This is a genomic window from Mucilaginibacter sp. OAE612 (assembly GCF_041806395.1).
Lineage (GTDB): Bacteria > Bacteroidota > Bacteroidia > Sphingobacteriales > Sphingobacteriaceae > Mucilaginibacter > Mucilaginibacter rubeus.
Genome location: NZ_JBGMUW010000001.1, coordinates 1,352,384 through 1,364,398 on the forward strand (window position 1 = coordinate 1,352,384; position 12,015 = coordinate 1,364,398).

A 12,015-nucleotide genomic window follows, 5' to 3' on the forward strand; every position below is an offset into this window, starting at 1 on the left:
AACCAGGAGATTTCTATTTTTGCACACTCGAAAAACAAAACGGTAGGCATAGCTCAGTTGGTTAGAGCACCAGATTGTGGTTCTGGGGGTCGTGGGTTCGAGCCCCATTGCTTACCCGCTTTTATAAGGCTCATTTACATAAGTAAATGGGCTTTTTTATGCCCATAGGTAGTTTTTACATGGGGAATTTGATTTAGCAGCTAATATCACTACCACCTGGAAGTGACGGGCACAACTTATGGCGCTATTTGTAATGAAGTATGTCTTTTATTTGCGGCATACACCGTTCTCCTCTCGAAATTAGCCTGATGCTGCGCCTGTGGCTGAAAAAAGGCGCAACCGATTGTTTTGCACTGTATTCTCGCACGATACATATGATCTCATCATTTTTGCCCATATGGAGTGTCAAACAGGCTCCTTCCAATTTTTAGGGTATTCATTATGTTTTATATTTGTGTGCGCACACACACAAATTATTATTTTATTTTTCTCGTAATTTATCAACTATGCTAAAAAGACTGTTGTTTTTAATTTGTATCGGCCTAACAAGCGTTACTAAAGCTCAGGATGTTTTTCTTTCGGGTGTAAAACCGGGCAAGGCATTGGTGTTTTCGACTAAGGGGGCACTGGTTTTAATAAAATAATTGTTTATCTGTAAAGTGGCTTGCTGGTAAATCGATAATTGCTATAAACGAATCTGCCGTTCAGAATAAGAAACAAATTAATTTAAAAGGCTCTCCTTTATTTGGATTAGAGTTTAAGGATGGTACTGTAATAAATTCTGCTGATTTTCAATTAAGTACCACTCCGAAAATTGTTCAGATCAAAGGAGATCCTGAGGCAGTTAAATTTTCTGAAAAGGAAGATGGTGTGAAAATTTTAGCCGAATTTTTGAATGTAAAATATGGCATTCGTGTAAAGTGGGAGACTATTTTGAAAGATAATTCCAATTATATCAGACAAGTTTTCGGCGTTTTTGCTTTGAAAGACTCTTTAAAGATCAGGAAATTGAATCTGATCAATTTTTCGGCAGAAACGGGCATTAAGCCGTTGGGGGTTGTGGACGGATCGCCAATGGTATCGGATGATTTCTTTTTTGCCTGTGAAAGTCCGATAAGCAAATACAATAATCAGCATGGCCGGATCAGCGGCTATATTGAACGGCAGGAGCCAACTCTTAATTTCGAAGCTTCTACCGTATGGGGAATTGCCCCTAAAGGCCAGTTACGGAGGGGATTTCTTTATTACCTGGAACGGGAAAGAGCGGTGCCATATCGCCAGATGCTTCATTATAATTCATGGTATGACCTTTCCTGGGCCGATCGTAAGTTAACTGAAGCTGGTTGTCTTGATCGTATTCAGGCATTTGGCGACAGTCTTACCGCAAAACGTCATATTAGCTTAAACGCATTTTTGTTTGACGATGGCTGGGATGACAACCAAACATTGTGGCAGATCAGCCAAAAGAATTTTCCGGCAGGTTTTGATAACATTAAAGCGCTGGCTGACAAATACGGAGCTTCATTGGGCGTGTGGATGTCGCCCTGGGGTGGTTACGAGCAGGCAAAGGAACAGCGGCTACAATATGGCCGAAGCCAAAATCCTCCTTTTGAAACTAATTTGCATGGGTTTTCTCTTTCCGGTCCGGTTTATTCGTCCAGGTTTAAAAGTACTGCCGCTAAGTTCGTGACCAGTGATGGTATCTCTATGTTTAAATTTGATGGTGTAGGGGCGGGAGATCAGTCTACAGGTGCTACGGTTGAATATCAAACAGATATGGAGTCTTTGTTGGATTTAGTAACGGGCTTGCGTAAGGTAAAACGGGATTTGTATTTTAGCCTCACCATAGGTACCTGGCCGTCGCCTTTCTGGCTTAAATATGGTGATGTAATTTGGCGAAATGGCTGGGATACAAACACGCAAGGGCAGGGCAATGGCCGTCAGCAATGGCTCAATTACCGGGATGGTCAGGCCTATAAGAATATTGTAATGCGCGCTCCCCTTTACCCTTTAAGCTCCCTGATGTATCACGGGATTTGTATCGCGGATAATGGTGCGCCTGCTAAGTTTGACATGGATGATAAAGATATTTCTGACGAGATATGGTCGTTTTTTGGATCTGGAACCAGTTTGCAGGAGTTGTATATCAATCCTCATAAGTTAAACGAGGCCAACTGGAATTGCCTTGCCGCTGCCATAAAATGGTCGCGCGAAAATGCAGATATTATGCCGGATGTACATTGGGTAGGCGGCGACCCATCCAAAGGGGATGTTTACGGTTTTGCAGCTTGGTCGCCGAAAAAGGCTGTTCTTACCTTAAGAAATCCCTCAAATACAGCTAAAACATACCTGGTTAATACCCGGGAAGTATTTGAATTGCCATCAAATAGTAATCCAGATTATATCTTTTATAATGCGAAAGTTAACAGTAAAGAAACGAAGTCGTATGTGTTTAAGGGAACCGTTCATGATGTTAAGCTTGAGCCGTTTGAAGTGATGGTTTTAAACGCTATACCTGTAAAATGACGGTTTAATCATTTGTTTGTCTTCTGATTTGAATTATAAATTGATATTACAAGTGTGCGCGCAAACGCATTGGCCCGCACGATGGTGTGTATGGCAACATTGCTTTTAAATAAATAAAAATGAAACGCGTATTCGTAGTGGTATTGTTAATCCTTTGCTTTTTCAATAAGACATCCTTTTCGCAAAATTTAGCTCCATATAAATGGTATGACCCGGTTAAGACTGATTTTCCGGTTATAGAAGGGCAAGCCTGGTCAAAAGAAGCGGCGGGCAGTTATGACAGGTTTCCGGCGCGTGCTCAAAAGGGCCTTAATCCTAATGTGTGGAACATCTCGCATAGCAGTGCCGGGTTGTACATTAAGTTTAAAACAGATGCTCAAAACCTGGTTATCCGGTATAAGGTTAGTGGCGATTTTGCCATGTCACATATGCCGGCCACTGGTGTAAGCGGGTTGGACCTGTATGTATTAGATCCTAATGGCCAATGGTGCCTTGCTCCGGGTAGTTTCTCGTTTAAGGATACCGTTACTTACCGGTTTTCAAATATTAAGGTAAGTGCCGATTTTGCGGGGAGAAGTTATGAATACCGGCTTTTCCTGCCTTTGTATAATTCGTTATCATGGTTTGAAATAGGTGTTCCGTCTGGTAGTGCATTTAATTTTATGCCTTTATCCAAAGAAAAGCCGGTGCTTGTATACGGAACATCCATTGCGCAGGGGGCCTGTGCTTCAAGGCCAGGTTTAGCATGGACCTCCATTTTGCAGCGCGCGCTGGATCGCCCGTTGATTAATCTTGGTTTTTCCGGCTCCGGATTGCTTGAGAAATCAGTTATTGATCTGATGGCAGAGGTGGATGCGAAAGTATATGTGCTTGATTGTATGCCTAATATGATAAGTTTTTCTGACCAGGAAATCGAAGCACGTTTATCTGCAGCGATACAAACTTTAAAGCAGAAGCACCCATTGGTGCCGATATTGCTTGTTGAACACAGCGGGGGGAACGCGGGCGGACTATTGGATACGGGTAGAAATGCCGGTTATGGTCATGTTAATAAAGTGCTTGACCTGGCTTATTCAAAGTTGATTGCAGCCGGAACAAAGGGTATTTATTTATTGACTGGCAAAGAAATCGGGTTTGGTATCAACTCAACAGTTGATGGCTTACATCCTAATGATATCGGAATGGAGCAGTATGCCGCAGCATATGAGCAAGCAATCCGTGTTATAATTAATGAACCAATTGGCCGCTATTCAACCACGCGGCCCGCAGTACAAAGCAGGGATGGGTATTATGACTGGCGAAACAGGCATAATGAAATATTAACGCTTATCAAAACCAGTTCGCCAAAGATTGTATTTCTTGGTAATTCGATCCTGAATTACTGGGGTGGTGAGCCTAAGGCGCCTTTAGCAAGAGGAGCTGATTCGTGGGATAAATATATGGAACCTCTGGGTGTGAAAAATTTTGGTTTTGGCTGGGACCAGGTAGAGAACGTGCTATGGCGCGTATACCATGAAGAAATAGATGGGTTTAAGGCGGACAAAGTGATGATTATGATAGGCACTAATAACTTGTCTGCCTGCAGTGACCAGGAAATATCAGAAGGGTTGAAAATGCTTGTGCTGGCTGTGAAGGAACGTCAGCCCACAGCGGAGGTTCTTTTATCGGGTTTGCTACCCAGGAGGGCAATGGAAAGCCGGATAAAGGTGCTTAATAAAGCTATTGCTAAACTGGCAGCTCAAACCCAAGTCCGTTTTATTGATCCGGGCAAATTATTGCTTAACCATAAAGGGAAGATCGATGAATCACTTTTCGGGGATGGTTTGCACCCCAATGAGGTTGGTTATCAAAAGCTGGCGGTAACATTGGTGCCATATCTTAAAAAATAATAAAGATGCGGGTATGAAATGCGCTTGACATGTGAAACGCAGAAATAAGTTCAGTATAGCGGAATCGTTTTAAAAGTAATTTCTATCAAATGATAGTCGATATTGATGAGATGGGTTATATTAAATTACTTTTGCTATCTTTTCTACGCTAAAGTTTATTATGAAGAATAAAATTGTTCGCATTAAAGACATTGCCGAAAAAGCGAAGGTTTCGACAGGTACGGTTGACAGAGTACTGCATAAACGCGGGCGGGTGTCAAAAAAGGTAGAAGAGAAAGTGCTCAAAATTATTGAAGAGATGGATTACGAGCCCAATCTTATGGCAAGGGCTTTGGGATCAAATAAAATATACCAAATAGCGGCCTTGATACCTGATCATGAAATCGATTCCTATTGGTATGCGCCTAAGGCCGGTATTGAAAAGGCAGAGAAAGACTTAAAGCAATATGGCATTATTGTACAACAATATGTCTTTGATCCATATGATGTAGATTCATTTATAAGCAAGGCCAGTAAATTAACCAATGATAAGCCGGACGGCATAATTTTATCGCCTATATTTTACAGGGAAACCCTACCTTTTTTCGAGAAATGGAAGGCTGCTGAAATTCCATTTGTGTTGTTTAATACACAAATTGCTGAATGTGAGCCCTTAAGTTATATCGGCCAGGATTCATATCAGAGTGGTTTTTTGGCTGGTAAGCTTATTCATTATGGACAACCCGATTCCTGCTCTGTTTTAATTGCGCACATTGATGAAGAGACGAGCAACGCCGCTCACCTTTTAAAAAAGGAGCAGGGATTTCGCAATTATTTTGCTCAAAATAACCTGGATCATCAGTACAAAATTCTGAGGGTTGAGTTAAACAGGTCAAATGCCGCAGTTTTTATGAAACAACTGGGGGATGTTATTGACAGCACCCCTGATTTAGGCAGTATTTTCGTGACAACATCTAAAGCTCATGAAATTGCGAAGTACCTGGAACAGCGCTATATAAAACATATTAAAATAATAGGATATGATTTATTGCCTCCTAATCTGTATTTTCTGAACAAAGGGACAATCAGTTTCCTGATTAATCAAAACCCTAAGGGACAAGGTTATTGGGGTATCTATCAATTAACCGACAGCCTGGTGTTCAAAAAAGAAGTGCCAATTATTAAGTATCTTCCGCTTGATATCGTTACAAAAGAAAATGTGAACTATTATGTTGATGATGAGGATGTCGTTTATTTAGATATTTGATCTCTCCTTAGCTAATTATACTTCATTCAGAGGTCTGTATCCGCCATTGTTCGGTTATCCGGTTCAACCCCTGGTCAAATCCTTTTCTGCCAAAGCCCAATTTTTATGGGTTAAAGAAAAACGGTACAATAAATTACTTGATCTCTCACAAAGGCGCTATGCTTTTAAGTTTCCCATTTGCGGCTTAGTGTCCTTGTACGCAAAAAACTTTTTTAATAACATTTTTGTACACAACCAGAGCGGCTCAGCTCAGCGTGGTATTCGCCGATAAGTTCTCGCTGACTAATCTGTTTCATTTATATAATCCGAAGGTTTTTCCGGCGCATTGTCCTCAAAAAAAAATAGTAACAAAAAATTAACAAAGTGTGTGCGAACACACTAATATAATTATATTTGTATCAAGGTGTTTACGTTAATTTAATGTGTTCGTAAACATTTTCCTGATCGCAACGTATAAACGAAAAATAAATGTCATATAATATCTCTGAAATAGTATCTAATTTTTGCATTGAAGGAAATGTCGCAGCTATTATTCCGTATGGGTCCGGGCACATAAACGATACATTTCATTTGAAAAATACAAACCCGGGTTTGCCAGGGTATTTGCTTCAGCGAATCAATCATCATGTGTTTGAAAACGTTCCGGCTTTGATGAAAAATGTACAATTAGTAACAGATCATTTAAAAGAAAAATTGACCGGCATTCCGGGTTCAAGCCCCGACAAAGAAGTACTGACAATAGTTTCGGCTAAAGACAAACAGTGTTTTTTTTGTGATGAAACAGGTAATTACTGGAGAATGTATTGTTTTTTGAAAGATACCAAGAGTTATGACATGGTATTAACCGAACAGCAAGCTTATGAAGGCGGAAAAGCATTTGGAAAATTCCAGTTACTGTTGTCAGATCTTGATAGCGGATTACTTTACGAAACCATACCAGGCTTTCATAACATCACCATGCGGCTTGATCGTTTAAACAAAGCGGTATTGGCTGATCCGAAAAACCGGATTAAGGATGTTTTGACTGAGTTGTCGTTTATAATTGAAAGAGCAGATCAGATGGCTACTATCATGAATTTGGGAAAGGAAGGGAAATTGCCGCTGCGCATTATTCATAACGATACCAAATTCAATAACATATTGCTTGATATGAATGATCATGAACAATGTGTAATTGACCTGGATACAGTTATGCCAGGCTATGTGGCATATGATTTTGGCGATGCCATCCGCACTATCATCAATACCGCGCCCGAGGATGAGCAGGATGTTACTAAAATAGAGCTAAACATCCCCTTATTTAAAGCTTATGCAGCGGGGTATTTTGAATACGCCGGTAGCTTTTTGTCAGATACAGAAGTTAAATCGCTTTCGATGGGAGTTTTATTAATACCCTATATGCAGGGTGTGCGTTTCCTGACGGATTATATAGAAGGGGATGTTTATTACAAGATCCACTCTCCCGAACATAATTTACAGCGAGCCAGGGCGCAGTTCGAGCTGCTTAGTAAGCTTGAGAAAAATTACGACGTTTTTGATCAGATAATTCATAACACAGCAAAAAAGTACATACAGATAACAACCGAAATTAAATAATGGAACTTACAGTAGCATTTTTAGAAGATGTGGACAAAAGCAGCCCTATTGAACACATGTCTGTTTTGTTAGACGAACAGGAGAAGCACCTTGTTGGAATTGTACCATGGCCCGATTATAATTACAAACCCGATGTTCATTTTGCAATAGCTTACAGTACCGATTGTTTTATGTTGAAATATTACGTAAAAGAAAAAGCGATAAAAGCTTCCTGTTACAAACCTAATGAACCTGTTCACCAGGATAGCTGTGTGGAATTTTTCATTGGTTTTGGTACCGAGCTGGAGTATTACAATTTTGGGTTTAACTGTATCGGCACTTGTTCGCTTGGGTTCGGAAGGGGCAGGGAAAATCGCGAGTTATCACCTGAAAAGCTAATACGGCTTATAAAGTCTCAGGTGCGGTTAACACAGCAAACAAATATTGGGCATGGCGATATTAGCTGGGAGCTTACCCTGATGTTACCGTTGGATGTGTTTTATCATCATTCATTTACATCATTAAAAGGACAACAATGCCATGCTAATTTTTATAAATGTGGAGATGAACTACCTGAGCCACACTTTTTAACGTGGCATAATATTGAATGCGACGACCCCGACTTTCACCACCCGGAGTTTTTTGGGGAAATAAAGCTTGAAGCTTAACATAGCCATGCGGCATTTATATGTGTTTGAAGTTATTTGCAAGGTAATAGCACAGAGTTTTTTGTTTTTATTATTGATAATGTAGATCCCGGAAAAACGACGATTTTATGAGAATGAAACTTATATTAATAATGGTATTATATAGTTCAGTGGCTTTGGCACAGGTTAAAGTTGATGGAACTTACCAGGAGCTTCCGGATCCCAAACCTGTAAAACGGGCAGGCTGGAGTGCGCTGAAACCCGGGGTTTATGTAAGTTTTGCTACCGCCGATATACGTTATGATAAACATAATGCTCCTGCCATATCTCCTTTGCAGGCTCAATGGAAAACCAAAGCGTGGAAAGGAGAAAAAGTGCATACTCAATTCCTGATATGGACAACCCGGAATCTGAAACAACTAAGCTTTATATGGAGTAAACTTAAAGATGGTAAAGGGCATGAAATCCCCCAAAAAAATATAAACGCGAATTTTGTACGTTATGTGATGGCCGATGGGTTAAACAATGAAGGCGGTGGCTGCGGGATATTGCCCGGCCATGATTCCAGCCTTGTTGAGGATGTTATTGACCCTGTAAAAATGCTTCCGGCGGGTAAAAATACAACCAGGCCGGTTTGGTTAAGTGTGAGTGTACCGGCTACTGCTGTTGAAGGCCTTTACAGAGGGAATGTGAAGGTAATTGAAGGGAAAAATGCACCGCCTTTAATTTTACATTACGCTATACAAGTGCTTAATCATACCTTGCCTGCACCGGAGCACTGGAAATTTCACCTTGACTTGTGGCAAAATCCCTATTCGGTGGCCCGGGTGTATGGTGTAAAGCCATGGTCAAAGCAACATTTTTATGTAATGCGCCCTTACATGAAAATGCTGGCAAATACCGGGCAGAAAGTAATTACAACTACACTTATTCATGATCCGTGGAATAGCCAAACCTATGATATTTACGGATCGATGATAAAATGGACAAAAAATAAGAATGGCTCATGGAGATATGATTATTCAATATTTGATAAGTGGGTGTCTTTTATGATGTCATTGGGGATTAATAAGTTAATCAACTGCTATAGTATGATTCCCTGGAATCTAAAGTTTTACTACTATGACGAAGCCCTGAGAAAAGAAACGATGATCGTGGCTAAACCCGGCTCGGCAGAATACGAGGCACATTGGCGCCCAATGCTGATGGATTTTGCCCGCCATCTTAAAGAAAAAGGATGGTTTAATAAAACCACTATAGCTATGGACGAAAGATCCATGGCCGATATGCAAAAAGCTATTGCGTTAATAAAAAGCGCTGATAAAAATTTTAAGATTTCGTTAGCAGGCAATTATCATCCGGAAATTGAAAGAGATTTGTTTGATTATAGTGTGGCGTCAAATCAGTTAATGGATGAGGCAACAATTCGTTTGCGCAGGGAATCGGGTCTAAATACCACCTATTATACCTGCTGCACAGAAGGATATCCCAATACATTCAGTTTTTCGGCCCCGGCCGAGTCGGTTTGGCTGGCATGGCATGCCGCTTACAAAGGATATGACGGGTATTTGAGATGGGCTTACAATTGCTGGACCAAAGATCCTTTACGTGATACACGATTTGGGGCATGGTCATCGGGCGATGCTTACCTGGTTTATCCCGGTCCACGGTCCTCTGTTCGCCTGGAACGATTGATCGAGGGCATCCAGGATTTTGAAAAAATTAATATTTTAAAGGAAGGGTTTATAAAAAATAACCAGCAGGATAAATTACTTCAGCTAAAAAATATATTGGAAGGTTTTGACATAGGCGAGTTGAAAAATAAGACTGCCGCCGAAACACTTCAGGCTGCGCAGGAACGACTGAATAGCTTATAAATCACAAAAAAAACGTTTTAATTATTTATATTTATTGTTTGCCCGCTTTCATTTTCAGTTTTTTTTTGACTTTATTTATAACTTCTGATTATTTTGAAAAGCTTAACATAAATGGCTTACACCAAGCCCCTAAGGAATAGCTTTTTTAATTTTTAAAAGTTAAAACCAATAATCGATAATAAATACATTCTTTGGATGATGCCAACTATAAATTTTATAATGCAGAATGAATAGCCTGGAAATTCAGCTGATGACGGATGAGGATCTTATAGCATTGATCAGGGAAAATGACCTTGGGGCGTTTGAACGTATTTATAATAAATATTGGTCAAAGCTTTATCTTTCAGCATATAACATCATCAGAGATCGCCAGGTAGCTGAAGATGTAACCCAGGAAGTACTGGTAAACCTGTGGATAAAACGGGCCAATCTTAAACTCACTTCGTTAAATGCCTATTTATATACATCTGTTCGTTACCAGGTGTTTAATGTTATCCGTTCGGGTAAAGTAAGGGCCGATCTTTTTAACAGGCTGGATGAGCTTTTTAGCAATAACGGCGGCGAGGAGCTCCTGTCTGAAAAAGAAATTAACCGTTTGCTGGAACAAGGTGTTGCTGAGTTACCTGAAAAGTGCCGCCAGATTTTTATTATGAGCCGCAAAGAACACTTATCGACCAAAGAAATTGCCGAACGGCTGGGTATCGCGCCAAAAACAGTCGAAAACCAACTGACTGTAGCCCTGAACCGCTTGCGCAAAACGCTGGGCGATTTTGTTTGCATAGCCGCCATTATGTTATGCGGGCGTTGGTTTTAAGCTTTTTTACCTGTATCTGCTTGCATTTATCCCTTCCTTAGATATTATTACAGGTTTTACTCTCCAAAATTTCATGATTCCTTAATGCTGTAGAAATATTTTATTATTCTTTGGGGGTATGACCTGTTCAGGGTTACTTACATACAATAACTACCCAAATGAAAAAAGAAACACTGATAAACTTAATAAACAAATACTTATCAAACGAGGCTACTCCCGAAGAAGAGGCCCGATTGCTAAGCTATTATGATACACTCCAAAAAAACAAGCTGCAATGGGATGAACTTGAAATGGGCAATGAAAATGTAACAAAGAGCGAGTTGTACAGCAAGATACTATCGGAGATAAAAAAACGTGAATCTGCACCTAAAAAAATGATTTTTCTGAGGAGGTGGTTTGTGGCGGCCTCTATCACAACATTGCTGATTGCGTCGGCTTCTTTGGTTTTTTATATGAAGTATAACAGCTCATATTTCATCGCAAAAAATAGCACACATCCTGTAAACAAGCACAGTATTGCCCCGGGAGGAAATAAAGCATTGCTAACTTTAGCCGATGGTTCAAAAATTACCCTGGATGATGCCGCATCCGGCGAACTGGCCAAACAATCGGGTACAAAAGTATCTAAGGCGGCAAATGGTCAGTTGGTTTACACAGTTGAAAACTCTGCATCTCATGCCACTGCTCCGGGTTTGCCTGAATACAATGTTATTGAAATCCCAAAGGGAGGGCAATACCAGGTTAATTTAGCCGATGGCACTAAGGTTTGGTTAAATGCCGGATCTTCACTCAAATATCCTACAAATTTTGATGGTGCAGTACGCAAGGTTGAATTAGCAGGAGAAGCTTACTTCGAAGTTGCTAAAAATGCACATAAACCATTTAAGGTTATCAGTAACCACCAGATGGTGGAGGTTTTGGGTACACACTTCAATATCAGCTCTTATACGGACGAAACTTCGGTTAAAACTACTTTATTAGAAGGCTCCGTTAAGGTATCAGCCATCAAAGCCAATCAATCCAGATTACTGAAACCTGGTCAGCAATCTGATATCAATTACGCAAATAATTCAATTTCGGTACAACCGGTTAACACCGACGAGGTTGTGGCCTGGAAAAATGGTTATTTCCTTTTTACCGACGAAGATTTGAAAAGCATTATGAGCAAGTTTGCCCGCTGGTATAATGTTGAGGTAGAATACCAGGGAAATGTGGATAATTTAAGATTTGGAGGGATGGTGTCGCGTTCAAAAGACCTTGCGCAGGCATTGAAGATAATTGAACAGACAGGGAACGTAAAAACCAGGATCGAAGGAAGGAGGGTTATCATTATGCCGTGATCATTACCCAGCATATGGTAGCCTAAAAAGGAAAGCCGGAAGTGGTGGAACACTTCCGGCCGGAAAGTTAGGGCTTTGCCATGAAATTAAATTCGTAGTCC

Annotated in this window: 8 protein-coding genes and 1 tRNA gene; all 9 read left to right on the top strand. The window is 40.4% G+C overall.

Annotation, left to right across the window (positions count from 1 at the left end; all coding sequences use genetic code 11):
- Window positions 1-42: 42 nt before the first annotated feature.
- The 9 genes from ABID99_RS05725 (at window position 43) to ABID99_RS05765 (ending at window position 11,914) form a co-directional block, all read left to right on the top strand.
- A tRNA-His gene (locus ABID99_RS05725) sits at window positions 43-116 on the top strand.
- A gap of 754 nt (window positions 117-870) precedes the next feature.
- Window positions 871-2,526: a hypothetical protein gene (locus ABID99_RS05730; RefSeq protein WP_373613138.1), complete on the top strand. Its 1,656-nt coding sequence runs from the start codon at window positions 871-873 to the stop codon at window positions 2,524-2,526.
- 119 nt (window positions 2,527-2,645) lie between these two features.
- Entirely contained in the window at window positions 2,646-4,415 is a 1,770-nt protein-coding gene (locus ABID99_RS05735; protein WP_176627760.1) for an SGNH/GDSL hydrolase family protein, read from the top strand.
- Window positions 4,416-4,575: 160 nt separating this feature from the next.
- Window positions 4,576-5,661: a LacI family DNA-binding transcriptional regulator gene (locus ABID99_RS05740; protein ID WP_090532977.1), complete on the top strand. Its 1,086-nt coding sequence runs from the start codon at window positions 4,576-4,578 to the stop codon at window positions 5,659-5,661.
- 468 nt (window positions 5,662-6,129) lie between these two features.
- Window positions 6,130-7,257 (top strand): phosphotransferase enzyme family protein, encoded by a 1,128-nt coding sequence (locus ABID99_RS05745; RefSeq protein ID WP_373613139.1) that lies wholly within the window; start codon window positions 6,130-6,132, stop codon window positions 7,255-7,257.
- Window positions 7,257-7,904: a carbohydrate-binding family 9-like protein gene (locus ABID99_RS05750; RefSeq protein ID WP_176627757.1), complete on the top strand. Its 648-nt coding sequence runs from the start codon at window positions 7,257-7,259 to the stop codon at window positions 7,902-7,904. The genes ABID99_RS05745 and ABID99_RS05750 overlap by 1 nt, the downstream gene beginning before the upstream one ends.
- Window positions 7,905-8,017: 113 nt before the next feature.
- On the top strand, window positions 8,018-9,760 hold the full coding sequence (locus ABID99_RS05755) for a glycoside hydrolase domain-containing protein (RefSeq protein WP_373613140.1): 1,743 nt from the start codon (window positions 8,018-8,020) through the stop codon (window positions 9,758-9,760).
- Between the two features lie 226 nt (window positions 9,761-9,986).
- Window positions 9,987-10,574 carry an RNA polymerase sigma-70 factor gene (locus ABID99_RS05760; RefSeq protein WP_373613141.1) on the top strand — a complete coding sequence of 196 codons (588 nt, stop codon included), beginning with the start codon at window positions 9,987-9,989 and terminating at the stop codon, window positions 10,572-10,574.
- 158 nt (window positions 10,575-10,732) lie between these two features.
- Complete coding sequence (locus ABID99_RS05765; RefSeq protein ID WP_373613142.1) at window positions 10,733-11,914, top strand: FecR family protein; 1,182 nt, start codon at window positions 10,733-10,735, stop codon at window positions 11,912-11,914.
- Window positions 11,915-12,015: the final 101 nt, after the last annotated feature.